Source organism: Mycobacterium sp. (assembly GCF_049683935.1).
Taxonomy (GTDB): domain Bacteria; phylum Actinomycetota; class Actinomycetes; order Mycobacteriales; family Mycobacteriaceae; genus Mycobacterium.
Window position 1 is genome coordinate 1 of sequence record NZ_JBAUJR010000154.1, and the last position, 18,738, is coordinate 18,738.

Consider the following 18,738-nt stretch of genomic DNA (forward strand, 5'->3'; position numbering starts at 1 on the left):
CCCACGGTGCGAACGTGGACTCGCTGGACCACTTCGTCGCGCGCGGCTCGGTCATCCTCAACCCCCGTGCCGGCTTCACCCAGCCCGGTCCGCCTTACCGCCTGGCGCCCGCGGCGCTGCGGCCCCCGGAGCCGGCGCCGCGCCTCGGCGAGCACACCGAGCTCTACCGCTCGCGGAATAGCGTTCCCGGTCGCGATTCCCGCTCGCCGGCAGCCGGGAATGCTATTCCGCGGGAGGTGGCGCCAATTCCGCGGCGCGAGGGGTTGCCGCTCGAGGGCGTCCGGGTGATCGACATGACGACCTTCTGGGCCGGCCCGAGTTGCACCCATCTGCTGGCCATGCTGGGCGCCGATGTCATCCACGTCGAATCGACCCGGCACCCCGACGGCACCCGCCTGATCGCCGGCATCCCTGTCACCGAGGAACTCTGGTGGGAGCGATCGCCGATCTTCTCCGGGCTGAACACGAACAAGCGGGGCGTGACGCTGGATCTGCAGAGTGCCGCGGGCCGCGACGTGCTCAACCGGTTGATCGCGACCGCCGATGTGGTCGTCGAGAACTTCACCCCACGCGTGCTCGAGAGCATGGGCCTGACATACGACGCGGTGAAGGCGATCCGGCCGGACGTGATCATGGTGCGGATGCCGGGGTTCGGGCTCGATGGACCATGGCGGGACAACCCGGCATTTGCCTACGTCATCGAGGCTGCCGCCGGGATCAGCTGGCTGACGGGATATCGCGACAGCAACCCGTTCGAGCCGTACTCGGTCGGTGACCCCAACGCCGGAATCCACGCGTTCAACGCGGTGCTCCTCGCGCTGGAACATCGTCGCCGCACCGGCGACGGATCCATGGTGGAGGCGGCGATGATCGACGCTGCCCTCAACGTCGCCGCCGAGCAGGTGATCGAGCACTCGGCCTACGGTGCCCTGCTGCAACGCGACGGGAACCGGGGGCCGACGGCGGCACCGCAGAATGTGTACCGTACCAACGAGATCGACGAGTTCGGCCGCCTCGACAGCTGGGTGGCGGTGGCGGTGGCCACCGACGCGCACTGGATCGGACTACGGGATGCGCTCGGACGACCCGACTGGGCGATGTCCGACGAGTTCACCACCGCATCGGGCCGACGCGCCCACCACGACCTGATCGACCGGCATCTCTCGCTGTGGTGCAGTGAGCGCGCCGGTGACCACATCGTGGAGGCCCTGTGGGCCAACGGGGTTCCGGTCGGCACGGTGCTGCAGCCGCACCGGCAGGCTGGGCTCGCCCAGTTGTCACATCGGGAGTTCTTCGAATCTGTCGAGCACCCGGTCAATCCCGCCACCAGGCACACCACCATGCCGTTCCGCTTCACCCGCGGACCTCGGCGGGTGCACCGGACGGCGGCGCCGCTGCTCGGCGAGCACAATCGCGACGTGCTGAGCGAACTCGGGCTCACCGACGACGAGATCGCCCGGCTCGAGGCCGACGGGGTCATCGGTACGTCGCCGGCCCGCTAGCCTCATCGACATGGCCATCGACCCGTCCGACATCCTGCTCGCCGGGCGGATTGCCGTCGTCACCGGCGGTGGCGCCGGCATCGGCCGCGGCATCGCCGAGGGATTGGCGGCCTTCGGCGCCTCCGTCGCGATCTGGGAACGAGACCCCGACACCTGCGCCGCCGCAGCCGACGCCGTCGGGGGACTGGGGATGGTGACCGATGTCCGCGACGCCTCCGCAGTCGATGCCGCGCTGGAGCGCACCGAACGTGAGCTCGGAACGGTGTCGATCCTGGTGAACAATGCCGGCGGTACCTTCAACTCGCCGCTGCTGGAGACCACCGAGAACGGGTGGGATGCGCTGTACCGCAGCAACCTCCGACATGTGCTGTTGTGCACCCAGCGGGTGGCCCGCCGACTGGTGGAGGCCGACAGCCCGGGCAGTGTCATCAACGTCACCTCGATCGAGGGCGTTCGGGCAGCCCCCGGCTACGCCGCCTATGCGGCCGCCAAGGCCGGGGTCATCAACTACACGCAGACGGCGTCGTTCGAGTTGGCGCCGCACGGCATCCGGGTCAACGCCGTGGCGCCGGATCTCACCATGACCGAGGGGCTCCAGAATCTGGGAGTGGCCGACGCGGCGGGCATCGCGGACGGCATTCCGATGCGCCGCGCCGGTCATGTCGACGAAATAGCCGCTGCCGCAGTGTTCCTCGCGTCCGATATGGCGAGCTACATCACCGGCCAGACGATCCACATCGACGGAGGCACCGAGGCCGCGGGTGGCTGGTACCACCACCCGCAGACGGGCGCCCCGACGCTGGGCCCCGGCTGAGGATCAGGAGTCCGGCGCCGGATCGCCGATCGTGCGCCGGATCGCGTTCCACACATCGGCGTACTGACCGGGTTGCTTCCAATAGACTCCGCGCCTCTTGAGGATCGCGCGCGCCAGCGGGGCGGCCAGTCGCAGCGCGTACTTCGAGGCACCGGCCTGCCGGGCCGCCTCGTCCAGCATGTCCTGCCACGAATGATGTTGGAAGGACAGGGCTTCCTGCGCTCTGGTGGTCTCCATCCAGTCGGTGACGAACCAGTCGTCGTCGCTGGTGGGGTTGCCTTTGCGTCCCGGCGGCAGGCCGCCTTTGAGCCCGCGGGTCGCGGCCAGCGCCGGTCCGACGTCGCCCTGCAGCATCCGGTGGGAATCGTCGCCGGCGATCAGCAGGATCTCGCCCACGACATCAGCGGTGGTCGCGGCGGCGAAAGCCCAAGCGACGTCGCGGACGTCGACGGTGTGCAATCGACCGTCGGTGGGCAGTGCACTCTCGAAACGCAGAGCGTCGGCCGACAGGGTCATGGCTTTGGGATCTACGCTGAGCACCCCACCGAGGCGCAGCACCACCCATTGCAGTGTGGAAGCTCGCACGATCGACTCTGCCTCGGCCTTGTGCGCGCTGTACAGGTCGGAATGGCGCATCGGCATGTCCGCGGTCACGGGTCCGGTGGCACGATGCGGGTTGCGCGCGCCGAACACCGCATTGCTGGAGGCCTGCACGAACCGTGGGGGAGTGGGTTGCGCCTCCGCGATGCCGACCAGTGTCGCGGTGGCCTCGACATTGACCCGACGCGCGAGTGCGCGGTTCTTGTAGATCCCCGGCGGGATGACCGCTGCAAGATGGATGATCGCCTCGGGAGCGACCTGGGCGACGAGTCCGGCAGTCTGGTCGGCGTCGGTGAGATCGGTCCACCGGACTGTCACACCGGGCGGCAGCGACTCGGCCGCCTTGCGGTTGGCGGGGGTACCGAGGTCGGCGACGACGACGCTGCGGCCCAGCTGGGCCAGGCGCCGAACCGTTGCTGAACCGACGAGTCCGAAGCCCCCGGTGACGAGCACCGTTCCCGGCATTGACCACTCCTAACTGCGGAAATGACATTCTCTTTGCCGGAAAGTAACATATGCTGTCACGATGTCCGACGACCGGGCCGAGATGGCCAAGTGGGACCCTGAATTCACCCGCCAGATCACCAGCCGGGTAGGTCCGCTGATCAAACGATACTTCCGTGCTGAAGTCCGTGGCCTGGATTCCATGCCCGCGGCCGGTGGGGCACTGCTGGTCTCCAACCATTCCGGCGGCATGCTCACCCCCGACGTGCTGGTGTTCGCCCCGGAGTTCTACAAACGGTTCGGATACGACCGGCCGCTCTACACCCTGGGTCACTATGGCATCTTCCTCGGCCCGACGGGCGACTACCTGCGCCGCGCGGGGGTCATCGAAGCGAGCCGTGAGAATGCGGCCGACGCGCTCCGCTCCGGTGCCGTCGTGTTGGTGTTCCCCGGTGGCGACTACGACTCCTACCGCCCTACCTTCACGGCCAACGTCGTCGACTTCGCCGGCCGCACCGGCTATGTCCGCACGGCCGTCGAATCGGGCGTACCGATCGTGCCCATGGTGTCCATCGGCGCACAGGAGACCCAGATGTTCCTCGCCCGCGGCGATTCGATTGCGCGGCTGCTCGGTCTGACCCGGGCACGCCTGGAGATCCTGCCCGTCAGCATCGGATTCCCGTTCGGCCTCTCCGTCATCTTCCCGCCCAACATCCCCCTGCCGTCCAAGATCGTCACCCGCGTCCTGGACCCCATCGACGTCGTCGCAGAGTTCGGTGAGGACCCGGACGTCGACGAGGTCGACCTCCATGTCAGAGCCGTGATGCAGGCCGCCCTCGACGAGTTGGCCCGCCAGCGCCGCTTCCCGGTGCTGGGCTGAGCGGCATGGCTGACACCCTCGGGCTACTGGCGACGCTCTGGCGGGCACGGCTCATCGCGCCGATGCGCCCGGACAGGTATCTGCGGATGGGCGCCGCCATGAAGCGCGCCGGCCTCACCGCGACGGTCGGCTTCGCCGCAGCCGCCCAGCGCTGCCCCGACCGCCCGGCCGTCGTTGATGAGCGTGGCACGTTGACCTGGAAGCAACTCGATGACCGCATCGATGCGTTGGCCGTGGCGTTGCAGGAGCACAGGCCGAAAACCGTTGCGATCATGTGCCGCAACCATCGAGGTTTTATCGAGGCCCTGGTCGCCGCCAACCGGATCGGCGCCGATGTGTTGCTGCTCAACACCTCGTTCGCCGGACCCGCGATGGCCGAGGTCATCGACCGCGAGGGCGCCGATGTGGTGATCTATGACCAGGAGTTCAGCGACACCGTCGACCGTGCGCTGCAGAACACACTGGACGCCACCAGGATTCTGGGCTGGGTGGACACCGACGACGGCCCCCCGACCGTCGATGCGCTGATCGACACTCAGCTCGGAAATCGGCCCGGCCCCGGCGAGCGCACCAGCAATATCGTCCTGCTCACCTCCGGCACCACCGGAACGCCCAAGGGGGCCAAGCGTTCCGAGGGCAGTGGCGGTGCCGGCGACCTCAAAGCCGTTCTCGACCGCACCCCGTGGCGGGCCGAGGAGCCCATCGTCATCGCCGCCCCGATGTTCCACGCCTGGGGCTTCTCGCAGTTGCTCTTCGCCGGTCTGCTCGCCTGCACCATCGTCACGCGCCGGAAGTTCGACGCCGAAGCCACTTTGAAACTGATCGACCGACACCGGGCCACCGGCCTCGCGGTCGTCCCGGTGATGTTCGACCGGATCATGGATCTCCCCGACGAAACGCGAAAGCGGTACAGCGGAAAGTCATTACGATTCGCCACGGCGTCGGGTTCACGGATGCGGCCCGACGTGGTGATCGGGTTCATGGATCAGTTCGGCGATGTGATCTACAACAATTACAACGCCACCGAGGCGGGGATGATCGCCACCGCCACGCCTGAAGATCTGCGGGTCGCCCCGGACACCGCGGGCCGGCCCGCGGATGGCACGGAGATCCGCATCCTGGACGCTGAACTGCGCGATGTCGTCGCGGGCGAGGCCGGACAGATCTTCGTCCGCAGCGGAACGCTGTTCGACGGCTATACCTCAGGGACGACCAAGGATTTCCACGACGGCTTCATGGCCTCGGGCGACATGGGCTATCTCGACGATGCCGGTCGGTTGTTCGTGGTGGGACGCGACGACGAGATGATCGTCTCCGGCGGGGAGAACGTCTACCCGATCGAGGTAGAGAAGACACTGGTGTCCCATCCCGGGGTGGCGGAGGCCGCCGTCCTCGGAGTCGACGACGATCAGTACGGCCAACGACTGGCCGCCTTCGTCGTTCTCGCGCAGGGCGCAACAGTCACCGCCGAGGAACTCAAGCAGCACGTGCGCGACAACCTGGCGAACTACAAGGTCCCACGCGACATCACGATTCTGGCCGAACTCCCCCGGGGTAGCACCGGCAAGATTCTGCGAAACGAACTACGCGCCCGCTGAGTCAGTCATCCGGAGCCGCCGGGGCCATCGCCGTGTCCACCGTGCTGGAACGCGCCAGTCCACATGCGACCCTCAACTCGTCGAAGGCGTGCACCATCGCATCGGTTGCCTCGTGCGGGTCGCCGAAAGTGGAGTCGTCGGAGAGCACCGCGATGTCGAGTTGGTCCACATAGCTCCACACCGTCATGTTGAAGGCGCTTCCCGCAGAAAGTATTCCGACAGAGTAGATTTCACTGACCGGGGCACCCCCGATATGTCCCCGCTCCCGCGGCCCTGGGACGTTGGAGATCGCGACGTTCATCAGCCGGTTGTGGTCGGCGTGCTTGGACTGCACCCGGAACATGGCCGGTGCCAGCGGTGGCGGCAGGTACTCGAGCATCCTGCCTTGCAGGGTGGGGCCGAGGAGGTCGTTGTTCTCCTTCGCGAGGCCGGTGGCCAGCGAGGTCAGTTTCACCCGTTGCAGCGGATCATCGACATGCACCGGCAGTGACACCATCAAGCCACCGATCTTGTTGCCGGTGATCCGATCGGGTGATCTGTCGGTGCTGATCGGAACCGTCGTCAGGATCGGACGATCCGCGCGGCCGTCGTAGCGCAGCAGCAACTCGCGTAGCCCGCCGGCGGCGACCGCGAGAACGACGTCGTTGAAGGTCACCGCAAGGTGCTTGGCGGTCTCCTTGACTTCGGCCAGTGACAACGTCGCAGTCGCGAACGTACGGACGGGCGACACGACGTGGTTGAGGAACGTGGGCGGGGCGTTGAACGGTTTGGCCAGATCGGGGTGCCCGCGTCGCTTTTTGGAGCGCCTCCGCAGCCGGGTGATCCCACGGGCGGCGTCGGTTACCAGACGCGGCATCTCGGCCATGTTCTGGAAGTGATCGAGCTGCGCCTCCCACAGCAGTTGCGTTGTCGTGGGCTGCTCACACGACGGCGGCGGGTCGTCGCTTTCGTCTTGCGAAGAGCCGGACAGATCCATCAGCCGCGCAAGGAGATTGGCCGATGCCACGCCGTCGGCCAGGGTGTGGTGCACCTTGCCGATCAGCGCGAAGCGGTCCTGCGCCATCCCCTCGGCGAAGTAGAACTCCCACAGTGGCCGAGACCGATCCAGCGGGGTGCCGGCGATCTCCCCGATCACCTGATCGAGTTCGCGTCGACCCCCCGGTTCCGGGACGCGCACCCGACGGAGGTGGTAGTCGAGATCAACCGGGCAGTCCTGCATCCACATCGGATGGTGCAGTCGCCACGGGATGTCGATCAGTCGATAACGCAACGGCTCCAGCAGGTGCAGTCGACGCGCCACCGTCCGGCGGAAGGCATCGAAGCCGTACTGACCGGGGTAGTTCGTCGCGTCGATCACCGCGACCTTCAGAGTGTGGGTGTGCAGGTTCGGTGTCTCGCTGTACAACAGCATGGCGTCCATGCCGTTGAGACGCTTCATGGTCACCCATGCAACCACTCGAGATTCATGATCACCGGGGTTTGACCGAATGGATCAGCCGCAGAGGATATCCAGCGCGTTCGACGTCTCGAGATCCACGAACGCGGCGGCGTACCGTTGGGCGAAGGCCAGGCAGATGTCCGCCCGCTGCCAGGCATCTCCTCCGGACAGGGTGGCCATCCAGATCGCCAGGCCGTGCGCGACCGAGGCGCGGTAGCCCAGCCAGATTTCTTGCGGCGTGGGCATCTCGGCCTCGGACAGCCGCAACGCGCCGCGGTACTGCTCGAGCAGGTCGCGTTCGCAAGCGCGGCGATCTTCGATGGTGAGCGCACCCTGGAGGAAGTACCCGAGGTCCAGCGAGAAGCTACCGCGCCGCACCATCTGCCAATCCAGGAAACCGACCGTGTCGTCGGGCAGCACATAGGTGTTACCGATGTGCGGATCCCCGTGCAGCAGCGTCGGGGTCGACTCGGTGAGCGAGCCGATGTAGCGCGCCCAGATGTCGACGAAGAGCTCGGTTCCGCTGAGCGCGATGATGTCGGTGGGCACGGTGTCGCCGAGTCGCTCGTGAGCGATGTGCAGGGGTGCGTACTCGAGTCCCTCGAAGGCGACGAACGGCTCGACCCACCCCAGCGCGGGTTGCCGGGTGAGGCGCTTCCCCCAGAACTCGCTGTGCAGCCGCGCCAGCCCCTGCACCCCGGCCGCGGCTTGCTCGACCGTCAGCGGACGGGTGGAATCACGCGGATCGGCTCCGCGCGTCACGACGTCTTCCATCAGCATCAGAAAGTCGCGACGTTCTTCATCGATCAGCGCCGTGTAAACAGCCGGATGATCAAGCGGCAGAGTGACGGCCGAGGAGAACAACCTCGGTTCGTGGTACAGGCCGCTGGTCAGCGCGACGAGATCGGCATGCTCCGGGTCGACGGCCTTGGCGAACACGGTGTCCGGCCCGTGACCTGTCGCGTAGTCCAGCGCCAGACGGGCTCTCCGGTTGGTTCCGTCGTCGCGCAGCACCACGCGGACAGCGGCGACTTCAGCGCCCGGAAAACATGGCGCGAGCGCCGAAGTCATCCATTCCGGAGAGATCTGATCCCAGCCCTGCGGAATCGACAGATCAACAGCGGTCACGTCACGGCTACTTCAGGCAACTGCCGCCGTCGACCGGAAGCGTGACGCCGGTGATGAATCGCGCTTCGTCCGAGGCGAGGAACAGTACCGCGTTGGCGATGTCCTCCGGCTCGACCCACCCGATGGGCAGGGTGTGCATGAACTCGCCGACGACCTTCATGTCGTCAGGGCCTGGGTTCTCCAGATCGGGACGGAAGAGCTTCATGGTGCCCTCGTTCATGAACAGCGGCGTGTTCACGTTCGTCGGGTGCACCGAGTTGACCCGGATGTTCTTCGCTCCCAGCTCAACGGCGAAGGTGCGCATCAGGCCGACGACGCCATGCTTGGCGGCGACATAGTGACCGGTGTGCGGGTAGGCCTTGAGGCCTCCGACGGAGCTGGTCAGGATGATCGACCCGCCACGCTCGCCGGCGAGGATGTGCGGCACACCGGCTTTCACGGTTTTCCAGACGCCACCGAGGTTGACGTCGATCATGTCGGTCCAGTCGCCCTCGCTGGTCTTGTCCAGCGTCTGGCCACCGTTGCCGATGCCGGCATTGGCGACGATGATGTCGAGCCTGCCGAACTCCTCGACGCCGGCGTCCACCGCGGCCTTGAGCGCATCGAAATCACGGGTGTCGACCTCGGCGGTATAGATCCGCGCTCCGGCATTCTTGACCAGATCCGCGGTTTCGGCCAGGTCCTCCGGGGTGGACAGCGGAATCTGGACGCTGTCGATCTGCTTACAGATATCGACGGCGATGATGTCAGCGCCTTCCTGGGCCAGGCGCACTGCGTGGGCTCGTCCCTGTCCGCGTGCCGCGCCGGTGATGAAAGCGACCTTGCCTTCAACACGTCCTGTCATGTTCGTCCGTCCTTCTGTGGGTTGTGGGGTGTTCGGTATCTGGTGTGCACGCTCAGGCAACGAAGGTGGGCATGGATTCCCAGCCGCGGACGGCTGTGGTCTGAGACGGTTTGGCATTGGGCCAGTCCACCTCCCACTCCGGGAATCTCTTGAGGATCTCCTCGAGGGCGATCCGGCCTTCCAGCCGTGCCAGGGCGTTGCCCATGCAGAAGTGGGTTCCCGCACCGAACGTCAAGTGCGAGCGCTGCTCCCGGTGGATGTCGAAGACGTCCCCATTCGGGGGGAAGCGGCGGTGGTCACGGTTTGCGGCCCCCATCAGAAGGAGAATGGCACTGCCCGCGGGCACTTTCTGGCCGTAGTACTCGGTGTCACGGGCGACGTAGCGGGCGACCTGCAGTGCCGGCGGCTCCCAGCGCAGGATCTCCTCGATCGCTCCGGGGATCAGCTCGGGGTGCTCCGCGAGTTCGCGACGCTGATCGGGATGCTCGGCCAATGTCTTGCCGGCCCAGCCGATCAGCCGGGTGGTGGTTTCGGCCCCGGCGGTGGAGACCACCGTCAGATACATCAACAGCTCGTCGCGACTCAGGCGGCGCAGGGTGCCGGTCTCGTCCACGAACTCGACGTTGAGCAGCTCGGTCATGATGTCGTCCGACGGGTGCTCGGTGCGGTAGTCGATGAACTCGGCAAACACCTCACCGGTGGCCATCAGGTCGACCTGCGTGCTCTGCAGCGTCGCCTCACCGTGATCGGTCACCCGGCGCTGATGCTCCTCCGGGATGCCCAGCAGCATGCCGATGACCCGCATCGGCATCTGCTCGCCGAGATCGTTGACGAAGTCGAACCGGCCGGTACCTTCCAGCGGATCCAGGCAGCGGGCGGTGAACTCCCGGATCTGCGGTTCCAGCGCGAGGACCTTGCGCGGGGTGAACATCCGCGAGAGCAGGTTGCGGTGGATGTTGTGGATCGGCGGATCCTCGAAGATCAAGGTGCCGGGCGGGATCTCCATGCCGGACTTGATGATCTCGAGAAGCGCTCCGCGACCGGAGATGAAGGTCTCGTGGTCGATCATCGCCTTGTTCACGTCGTCGAACCGGCTCAGCGCGTAGAAGTCGTGCTCGGCGTTGTAGTACAGCGGCGCTTCCTCGCGCAGTCTGGCGAACACCGGGTACGGGTTCATGTTGAGCTCGACGCTGTAGGTGTTGTAGGACAACTCTGCTGCTGGTGCGGCATCCTGCACGTCGGAGTTTTCAGCGCTGATCGTCACGGTGTCCTCTCGCTGGACCAGTCTTCGTAAGACAACTGACTCTAATTTGTCTCACAACTTTGGCATCACGGGTGCACGAGTGTCAATGGCGGAATCGTTTCAGGCAGTCGTGGCTCTCCGAGAAGAAGAATTACGCTCTCAAAAAACGAAAGCGCACGCTGAGGGTCCGATGGACCCCCGGAGTGCGCAAACGCAATTCTAAAGTGGCGAGAGGAAGATTCTCAGCTATTTGGCTGCGAAACCGTGGGAGCAGAAATCCCAGACCTCGTCGGCGGAGATGGGCTTGGCGGTGCCGTCGCCGGCGTCGCCGCTGGACTGCGCGACGAACATCACCGTCTGCATCGTCATCGCCGCCATTCGCTTCGGGTTGATGCCCGTGCGCAACTCGCCGGCCTCGCTTGCCTCTTCCATCAGCTCCGTGAGCAGGGCAAGCAGTGGCGCGTGGGCAACCTTGACCTCGGACGGATGGGAAACCAGCAGGCGCGGCGCAAAGTCAGTGAACAGCGGGCGCTTGGCCGCCGGGTCGGGACGAGACGATTCGAAAAGGAGTTGGACGGCGACTTTGAGGCGTTCGATCGGCGCCTCCTGACCCGAGGTCGCAGCGCGGATCTGATCTGCCGACCGACTCAACGCATCCTCGAACAGAGCGAGGAGGAGTTCGTGTTTACCGTCGAACTGCAGGTAGAAGCTGCGCAAGGACTGGCGGGAGCGGTCGACGACCTCTTGCACCGTGAAGTCGGTGCTGCCCTTTTCGATGATGATGGCCTGCGCGGCATCGAGGAATCGCTGCACGCGTTGAGCCGCTCGCAATTTGGCGGTCTTGATCGACCGTTCGACCGCCCGCTGCTTCCAGGCTGGTTCCTCGCTGGGGATGGTCATCGGCGGCTCGACTGCCGGCCGACTGGGGAAAACATGCACTGACTGTACCGGAGAACGCCTTGCCATAGCGGCCCTCGACCCCCTCTCGGCCCACGTGTCAGAGATTGTAACTTCCTCACCACGAGAATAGTATTCTCATTTTGGTGATAACAGAAGGCCCAGATATCGAGCCGAGGCGAGGCGCCATCAGCTTCGCACCTTGCTCAACACCGTGGGCCGACCGCCCCCGCTGCACCCACCCTGAGACCTGAGGATCCGCCGTGTACATCGACTCTGACGTCACCGACAAGATCGCGACGATCACCCTCAACCGGCCCGAGGCCGCCAACGCCCAGAACCCGGAACTGCTCGACGAACTCGACGCCGCGTGGACGCGGGCGGCCGAGGATCGCGACGTCGCCGTGATCGTGCTGCGGGCCAACGGAAAGCACTTCTCGGCCGGCCACGATCTGCGGGGCGGCGGTCCCGTCCCCGACAAGATCACGCTGGAGTTCATCATCGAGCACGAGGCGAAGCGCTATCTCGAGTACACGCTGCGCTGGCGCAACGTGCCGAAGCCGTCGATCGCCGCCGTGCAGGGCCGCTGCATCTCCGGCGGGCTGTTGCTGTGCTGGCCCTGCGACCTCATCATCGCCTCCGATGACGCCCTGTTCTCCGACCCCGTTGTCCTGATGGGCATCGGCGGGGTCGAATACCACGGACACACCTGGGAACTCGGCCACCGCAAGGCCAAGGAGATCTTGTTCACCGGAAGGGCGATGACCGCCGACGAGGTGTACAGCACCGGCATGGTGAACAAGGTGGTGCCGCGCGAGGAGCTCGACGCCGAAACCAGGGCGATGGCAGAGCAGATCGCCAAGATGCCACCGTTTGCGCTTCGCCAGGCCAAGCGGGCGGTTAACCAGACATTGGACGTCCAGGGTTTCTACGCCGCGATCCAGTCGGTGTTCGACGTTCACCAGACCGGTCACGGCAACGCGTTGAGCGTCGGCGGATGGCCGGTGTTGGTGAACCTCGAGGAGATGAAGGCCAACATCACCTGACCGTCGGCCTCCGGTCGCGCGCTCGCGACTGACGAGCGCGCGCGGAATGCCGGCGATTACGGCGCGTCGACGTGCAGACCCGCGCGCTCGCGGAGATCGGCAGGGTCAGAGCACCGCGAGCCGCGGCGCGGAACCGCGGGCGCGCAGGCCCGCACCGGCCCGCCGGGTGAGTTCCTTTGAGCTGCCCAGTAATCCGTCGAGCACGAGCGCACGCTTCACGTGGTGATGGAGATCGTGTTCTTCGGTGAAGCCGATGCCGCCGAGCACCTGCTGGCAGTGCTTGGCCGCGGTCAGCGCTGCCTTTCCCGCCGCCGCCTTGGCCAGCAGCGAGGTCAGATCGGGGTTGTCGTCGCCGGGCAGCGTGAGCGTCGCCTCGGCGCCTTCGATCGCCACCAACGTCTCGGCCAGTCGGTGCCGGACCGCCTGGAACGACGCGATCGGACGGCCGAACTGCACCCGGTCCAGCGCATGCTGGCGGGCCAGGGTCAACATCGCCCTGGCCGAACCGACCAGCCACCAGCCCACCGCACGCCGCGCATCGGGCAACCGGAGGTGCCCGCCCTCGTCGACCCTGCGCAACGGCAGGCCGCCAAGGGCTTTGCTGTCGCCCGCTTGGGCGTAATCCCAGACCACCCAACCATTACCGGCGTAGGGGAGAGCCGGGGTCGCACCGGCCTCGCGGCCGGCGGTGAGCAGCACCACGTCGTTGAGAACCGATGCGTGTGAACCGGTTTCGCCCAGCAGTCGGAACACCAACGGGATCGCCAGCTCGGACAGGTCCGAGAGCATTTCGGCCCAGCCCAGTTCGGCCAGCGCCGCGTCCAGTTCGGGGCCGGACACCGACAGCATCGTCTTGCGCAGTCCGTCTTCGAGAAGGCTCAGCGATTCAGGATCCATGGTCACTCCTTCCCGAGGTCGAGCAGGCGGCGGGCGATGATGTTGCGCTGCACCTCGGCGGTGCCGCCGTAGATCGAGGCCGCCCGCGAGTACAGGAACTCGGTGCGCCACGCGGTGTCGTCGAGTTCTATCGCGCCCGGCAGGAGGTCACGCGCGGTGTCGTAGAGCCGCTGCTCGGCGCCGGCCAACAACACCTTGTCGATGGAGGTGTCGGGACCGAGCTTCTGACCGTCGGCCAGTCGGTGCTGGGTGGCTCGGGAGCGGCAACGCAGCGTGTGCAACGCCAGGTACGCCTCGCCCATCTCCGCGTCGATTTCGTTGTGGCTGGCCTGACCGCCGCTCTTCACCTCATCGATCAGCGCGTCGAACCGCGAGTACAGGTAGGCGATGCGCTGCCAGAAGCACGTGGAACGTTCGTAGGGAAGAAGATCCATCGCCAGTCGCCAGCCGTCGCCGGGCTTGCCGAGCATCCGGCTGGCGTCCACCACCACGTCGTCGAAGTACACCTCGCAGAACTCGTCGACGTCGTGCATGGTGCGCAGCGGGCGCACGCTGATACCGGGGGTGTCCACGTCGACGAAGAAAGCGGTGATCGCTTCGTGGTTGGGGGTGTCGGCATCGCCGGTACGGGTGAGCAGGATGCACCGGTGGGAGTACTGAGCGAAGCTGGTCCACACCTTCTGGCCGTTGATGATGTAGCGGGTACCGCCCGAGTCTGGGTCGGGCACCGCGCGGGTGGTCAGCGACGCCAGGTCGCTTCCTGAACCGGGCTCGGAAAATCCTTGGCACCACTGCTCTTCGCCGCTGAGCAGCTTGGGGACCATCTCGGCGGCAAGCTCGGCGGGCGCGTAGTCGATCATGGTCGGCGCCAGCACCTCGAGCATCGAGTACGGTCCCGGTTCGGCCAGGCGCCGCCCGACCACCTCTTCGCCGACGACGGCTCGCAGTATTTCCGGACCGCCGAGCCCGCCGGCGCGCTCCGGCCAGCCGTAGCGATTCCAGCCGGCGTCATAGAGCGCCTTCTGGACGCGGGCGAACTGGCTCATGTGGGCCTGGAGGGAGTCGTCGCCCGGCGGCGGGGTCAGGTCGTTCTCGTCGAGCCAGGCGACCAACTGTGTCCGGAACTCGGCGGTGGTGGGGACGGTCATCCGGCTTCGGGCCTGCCGATCGCGTGCGGTCGCCCCGAGTCGTGCTCGCCGCTGCGCCGGATGAACGTCATCGCCCGGGTCCTCAGCCGCCAGCCCTGGTCGGTCCGGAGGTAGGTGTCCTTGTAGTAACCGATGCGCATGTCGTGTTTCGAGTGCTCGATGAAACACAGCGGCTGCGTGCCCGTCGCAGTATCGGCACCCTCGATCAGGTCGACGAGCGCGGTGCCGGTCATGAACAGACCCTTCGGCGCCGCATCAACGAGGACGGGGAACCGGTTGAGTGTGTAGGTGTCACCGAACGCGCTGTAGGTGCCGTCGGGCGTGAAGACCTCCATCAACCCGTCGACGTCACCCTGGGTGATCGTGACGGCGTACTTGGCCAGCAGCTGCTGGATCTCGACGAGATCCTCAGTCTTTGTTGGTGTCATTCTTGAAGACCTTACCGTCCTTCATTACAAAGTTAACCCGCTGTGTAACGGTTATGTCGGCCAGTGGATCGCCGGGTACCGCGATGATGTCGGCGAGGTAGCCCTCGGCGAGACGGCCGAGGTCCGACCTGTTGATCAGGTCGGCGGCGACCACCGTGGCGGCCCGCAACACGGCGGCGGGGGGCAGGCCCCAGTCGACGAGGGTGACGAGTTCGTCGGCGTTGCGGCCGTGGGGGATGGCCGGGGCGTCGGTGCCGACGGCGATCTTGACCCCGGCCTCGTAGGCTGCCTTGATCGAGGTGCGCGCCTTGGGGAACATCTCGGCGGCCTTGTCCTGCAGCACCTTCGGCGCCTTGGACACGTCCATCGCCTCGGCGAGCCGCCGGGTGGAGACCAGGAAGCGGTCGTTGTCGACGAGCATCTGAATCGCTTCGTCGTCCATCAGGAAGCCATGTTCGATGCAGTCGATCCCGCATGCCACGGCATGCTTGACCGCCTCCGCGCCGTGGGTGTGGGCGGCGACCCGCAACCCGCGCCGGTGTGCCTCGTCGACGATGACACGCAGTTCCTCGTCGGAATAGTGTTGTGCGCCGGCCTCTCCGGTCAGCGACATCACCCCACCCGAACAGCAGACCTTGATCAACTGGGCGCCGTGCTTGATCTGGTACCGAACGGCCTTGCGGATCTCGTCGGTGCCGTTGGCGATGCCCTCCTCGACTGTCAGCTCCAGCACGCCGGGCATGAATGCGGCGAACATCGTCGGATCGAGGTGACCGCCGGTCGGGGTGATCGCATGGCCGGCGGGGATGACCCTGGGACCGTCGATCATGCCGGCTTCGATGGCCCTGCCCAACGCCACGTCGAGGAGGTATCCGCCTGTCTTGACGAACAATCCGAGGTTGCGCACGGTGGTGAAGCCCGCGCGCAGCGTGCGGCGCGCGTTGCCTACAGCTCGCAGCACCCGGGTCGGGGGATCGTCCTGAACCTGCGACAGACCCGGGTTCTCCCCGCGACCCCCCATCAGGAGGTTGACCTCCATGTCCATCAGGCCCGGGAGCAGGATGGAGTCGCCGAGGTCGATGACATCGGCGCCCTCGGGCGCGTCGCCGCCGATGCCGACGATGACGCCGTCCTCGACGGTGACGACACCGGGCCGGATGATCTCACCGGCGTCGACGTCGACGTAACCCGCTGCTTTGAGGGTCAGGAGTGCCGTCTGGGGTGTCGTCGGGGGTGTCACTGTCAGACCACCGGCTCCTTGATCAGATTGATGTAGGCCGCACCACTGTCTAGCACGCGGGGCTGCTTCCAGACCTCGATGGGGAAGCTGACCATGACGATCGACTGTCCCAGATGGACCAGGGCCTTGGCGTCCTCCGGCATTCCTTTGAGCGGAAAGCGTGCGTCGACGTAGACCATGATGTCCTCGAGGCGGGCCATCCCCGCGTCGTACAGTTCCTGCATCTCGGCCATCGTCGAGTTGAGTCGCTTCGAGTAGCGCTCCTCCTCGGTGGGCAGGCACCAGTCGGCGAACCGCTCCAGGTCGGCGAATTCCTCTGGCAATTTAGACATTCACTGCATCCTTCGAGTCGGTGGGGGCAGACTGCTTGGCGGCGGTGGAGCCGTTTCCGTTCGCCTGGGAGGCCTTGTACCGATCAACGTACTGGTGGGCCGTCATGTGCAGGTGACGCAGCAGGATCTCCTGATCACACAGCGGGAAGTCCGTGACGACCCGGGTGCCGATCTGAGTCTGGGTGGCTTCCAATGTGTTCGCGTCCTGGAATGCGTACTCCTTGAACGTCACCGCGGCCAGTTCCTGAGAGAGGCGCTCCCGCAGGTTCTTCGGCGGCACGAAGTAGAGGTCCGCTTCGAAGATGTGCTTGTCCACCGCGGTGGGCCAGTAGTTGTAGGTGAGGTACCACCCCGGGGCCCAGAACAGCAGCGTGAAGTTGGGGAAGAATTCGAATGAGTCTTGGCCCCAGGTCTTGTGGCGACCGGGGTTGATGGCCGGCGGCAGTTCGTCAGGCAGAACGCCCTTGATGTCGGGGCGGTCCCACGGGCCGAACAGCCCGCTGTGCAGGATCCGCTCGATCGGCTTGACCATGTTCAGGTCCTTGGGCGGGCTCATCCCGCCCCACGACGAAATCATGGAGTGGTCGCCCTTGATGTCGTAGTGCAAGGCCTCGAAGCCGAACTTGGCCAGTTTTTCGGCCTCCTCCTTCTCCGCCTGCTTCATGTGCAGGATCGGTGCGTGGTAGAACTCGGTGAACGCATCGATGAACAGCTTCCAGTTCGCGTTGACTTCCGAGCGGTAGCTGTAGTGCTCGGTCATCTCGTGGAACGGATAGCCCTCGAGGCCCTTCGCGAAGTCACCGAGATACTCCGTGAGCGACTCTGCGTCGTTGTCGAAATTGATGAAGATGAAGCCTTCCCACACCTCGCAGCGCACCGGAACCAGTCCGTACTCGGATTTCTCGAGGTCGAAGAACTCGCCCTCCTGCTGCACGAAGGTCAGATCGCCATCGAGCGAGTAGCGCCACGCGTGGTACTTGCACACGAACTGACGGCAGCTTCCCGAGACCTCTTCACCGGGATAGTCGTTCCACACCAACTTGTTGCCGCGATGCCGGCACATGTTGTAGAAGGCGCGAACGGTCTCGTTCTGATCCTTGACGATGATCACGGACGTGCCCGGGCCCGCCGACGGCATCTCTCGGGTGAAGTAACTGCCCTTCTTGGGCAGCTTCTCGACGCGACCGATCTGCAGCCAGGTCTTCTTGAAGATCGCCTGCTGTTCGAGCTTGAAGTGCTCCGGGTCGATGGAGTCCTCGTAGTTGACGGGAGCGGTGCCGAGCTCAGGCCAATGCTCGGTCCAGCTACCCGCATCGGGTTTGGGGAAGAATGCCACTTTCAGTTCTCCTTCTGGGGTTCGACGCCAAATGTGTTCAGTGCCATAGCGAGCATGTGGTAGCCGCCCACGGTGAAGACGAAGTCCATGAGTTGCCGTTTGTCGAGTTCTTTGCCGAGGGCGGCCCATGTCGTGCCGGAGATCCGGGTGTCCTCGACCAGTTCGTCGACGGCGGTCAGCACGGTGCGGTCGAACTCGTCGGCGGCCTCACCGTTCTGGAGCGCGGTGATGTCGTGCTCCGACAGCCCGGCGCTCTTGCCGATCGCGACGTGTTCCTGCCACTCGTATTCACATTCGGTGAGGTGGGCCACCCGGAGCACGGCCAACTCGCGCAATCGGGCTGACAGCGTCGATCGGGTGAGCAGGTAGAAGCTGAACGTGAAATAGGCGCGGGTGAGATCAGTATGGTGGACGAAGGTCGATACGGCGTTTCCGGCGTCCGTGGGATTGCGGAGATGTTCTGGCATCAGGCGCAGCGCCGCGTGAACAGCCTCGTCCCACTGGTCTGCGGGCAATGGGGCCACTCGCACCGAGGCGCTCCTCTCGCTCATGAGAATCAGGTTCTCATATTTCGACAGTAGATTTCCACTCTTGCCGGATTTCGTCAACGGTGGAAGTCGGAACCGCCGGTCAGGGCAGTGCCCAGGAGAGGGCAACGGTGCAGCCAGGTGGCCGAGGAGACTCGTTCGGACGTTGATTCTCGCTCCTGGAGAAGCTAGTTTCCTTGGTAGGAGAACAACAGCCTGAACCAGCAACCGTCTGGCACGCAGCGCGTGCGGGACGAGAGGAGTGCCGGCATGCACAAGGACGAGATGATTTTGATCAGTGTTGATGATCATGTGGTCGAGCCGCCGGATATGTTCAAGAACCATTTGCCGCGGAAGTATTTGGATGAGGCGCCGCGGTTGGTGCATAACGCTGAT

18 protein-coding genes are annotated in these 18,738 nt (G+C 65.5%); 5 read left to right on the top strand and 13 right to left on the bottom strand.

Translation table 11 applies throughout. The features are described from left to right. Together WA965_RS08985 and WA965_RS08990 are read left to right on the top strand one after the other, a co-directional pair. Positions 1–1,502, top strand: a 1,502-nt coding sequence (locus WA965_RS08985) for a CaiB/BaiF CoA transferase family protein (protein ID WP_526447377.1), incomplete at its 5' end; no start/stop codon positions are given. 10 nt (positions 1,503–1,512) lie between these two features. Further along, positions 1,513–2,316, top strand: a complete 804-nt coding sequence (locus tag WA965_RS08990) for an SDR family NAD(P)-dependent oxidoreductase (RefSeq protein ID WP_526296838.1) — start codon at positions 1,513–1,515, stop codon at positions 2,314–2,316. A 3-nt stretch (positions 2,317–2,319) separates the two neighbouring features. Here the strand turns inward: WA965_RS08990 and WA965_RS08995 are convergent, their stop codons facing one another. Next, positions 2,320–3,381 (bottom strand): NAD-dependent epimerase/dehydratase family protein, encoded by a 1,062-nt coding sequence (locus tag WA965_RS08995; protein WP_526296840.1) that lies wholly within the window; start codon positions 3,379–3,381, stop codon positions 2,320–2,322. Between the two features lie 61 nt (positions 3,382–3,442). Here WA965_RS08995 and WA965_RS09000 point away from each other — a divergent pair, with 61 nt between their 5' ends. Then, positions 3,443–4,240: a lysophospholipid acyltransferase family protein gene (locus WA965_RS09000; RefSeq protein WP_526296842.1), complete on the top strand. Its 798-nt coding sequence runs from the start codon at positions 3,443–3,445 to the stop codon at positions 4,238–4,240. 5 nt (positions 4,241–4,245) lie between these two features. Next, positions 4,246–5,838: an acyl-CoA ligase FadD12 gene (gene fadD12, locus WA965_RS09005; protein ID WP_526296844.1), complete on the top strand. Its 1,593-nt coding sequence runs from the start codon at positions 4,246–4,248 to the stop codon at positions 5,836–5,838. Between the two features lies 1 nt (position 5,839). On the opposite strand, the gene WA965_RS09010 is transcribed toward fadD12, so the two are convergent. The 5 genes from WA965_RS09010 to WA965_RS09030 all read right to left on the bottom strand — a co-directional run bounded on the left by WA965_RS09010 (position 5,840) and on the right by WA965_RS09030 (position 11,457). Then, positions 5,840–7,276, bottom strand: a complete 1,437-nt coding sequence (locus tag WA965_RS09010) for a WS/DGAT/MGAT family O-acyltransferase (RefSeq protein WP_526296863.1) — start codon at positions 7,274–7,276, stop codon at positions 5,840–5,842. A 54-nt stretch (positions 7,277–7,330) separates the two neighbouring features. Next, positions 7,331–8,404 carry a phosphotransferase gene (locus WA965_RS09015; protein ID WP_526296846.1) on the bottom strand — a complete coding sequence of 358 codons (1,074 nt, stop codon included), beginning with the start codon at positions 8,402–8,404 and terminating at the stop codon, positions 7,331–7,333. Between the two features lie 7 nt (positions 8,405–8,411). Further along, on the bottom strand, positions 8,412–9,248 hold the full coding sequence (locus WA965_RS09020) for a mycofactocin-coupled SDR family oxidoreductase (protein WP_526296848.1): 837 nt from the start codon (positions 9,246–9,248) through the stop codon (positions 8,412–8,414). A gap of 52 nt (positions 9,249–9,300) precedes the next feature. After that, positions 9,301–10,512: a cytochrome P450 gene (locus WA965_RS09025; protein WP_526296850.1), complete on the bottom strand. Its 1,212-nt coding sequence runs from the start codon at positions 10,510–10,512 to the stop codon at positions 9,301–9,303. Positions 10,513–10,737: 225 nt separating this feature from the next. After that, positions 10,738–11,457, bottom strand: coding sequence for a TetR/AcrR family transcriptional regulator (locus WA965_RS09030; RefSeq protein ID WP_526296852.1), 720 nt, complete (start codon positions 11,455–11,457; stop codon positions 10,738–10,740). A gap of 194 nt (positions 11,458–11,651) precedes the next feature. Here WA965_RS09030 and WA965_RS09035 point away from each other — a divergent pair, with 194 nt between their 5' ends. Beyond that, the gene (locus tag WA965_RS09035; protein WP_526447379.1) at positions 11,652–12,434 is read left to right on the top strand and encodes an enoyl-CoA hydratase/isomerase family protein; all 783 of its coding nucleotides are present in this window, start codon (positions 11,652–11,654) and stop codon (positions 12,432–12,434) included. 105 nt (positions 12,435–12,539) lie between these two features. Here WA965_RS09035 and WA965_RS09040 read toward each other — a convergent pair whose 3' ends face one another. Genes WA965_RS09040 through WA965_RS09070 form a run of 7 tightly spaced genes read right to left on the bottom strand, consistent with a single transcriptional unit; the run spans position 12,540 to position 18,345 of the window. Continuing rightward, positions 12,540–13,331 (bottom strand): acyl-CoA dehydrogenase family protein, encoded by a 792-nt coding sequence (locus tag WA965_RS09040; RefSeq protein ID WP_526447381.1) that lies wholly within the window; start codon positions 13,329–13,331, stop codon positions 12,540–12,542. A gap of 2 nt (positions 13,332–13,333) precedes the next feature. Continuing rightward, positions 13,334–14,479 (bottom strand): acyl-CoA dehydrogenase family protein, encoded by a 1,146-nt coding sequence (locus WA965_RS09045; protein ID WP_526295326.1) that lies wholly within the window; start codon positions 14,477–14,479, stop codon positions 13,334–13,336. Then, a complete protein-coding gene (locus WA965_RS09050) occupies positions 14,476–14,907 on the bottom strand; it encodes a nuclear transport factor 2 family protein (protein WP_526295328.1) in 432 nt (143 codons plus the stop codon). The genes WA965_RS09045 and WA965_RS09050 overlap by 4 nt, the downstream gene beginning before the upstream one ends. After that, positions 14,888–16,147, bottom strand: a complete 1,260-nt coding sequence (locus WA965_RS09055) for a metal-dependent hydrolase family protein (protein WP_526295330.1) — start codon at positions 16,145–16,147, stop codon at positions 14,888–14,890. Before WA965_RS09055 ends, WA965_RS09050 begins: the two co-directional genes overlap by 20 nt. Before the next feature lie 2 nt (positions 16,148–16,149). Next, positions 16,150–16,479 carry a hypothetical protein gene (locus WA965_RS09060; RefSeq protein ID WP_178357112.1) on the bottom strand — a complete coding sequence of 110 codons (330 nt, stop codon included), beginning with the start codon at positions 16,477–16,479 and terminating at the stop codon, positions 16,150–16,152. Then, on the bottom strand, positions 16,472–17,815 hold the full coding sequence (locus WA965_RS09065; protein ID WP_526295332.1) for an aromatic ring-hydroxylating oxygenase subunit alpha: 1,344 nt from the start codon (positions 17,813–17,815) through the stop codon (positions 16,472–16,474). The genes WA965_RS09060 and WA965_RS09065 overlap by 8 nt, the downstream gene beginning before the upstream one ends. A gap of 2 nt (positions 17,816–17,817) precedes the next feature. Beyond that, a complete protein-coding gene (locus WA965_RS09070; RefSeq protein ID WP_526295334.1) occupies positions 17,818–18,345 on the bottom strand; it encodes a carboxymuconolactone decarboxylase family protein in 528 nt (175 codons plus the stop codon). Positions 18,346–18,738: the final 393 nt, after the last annotated feature.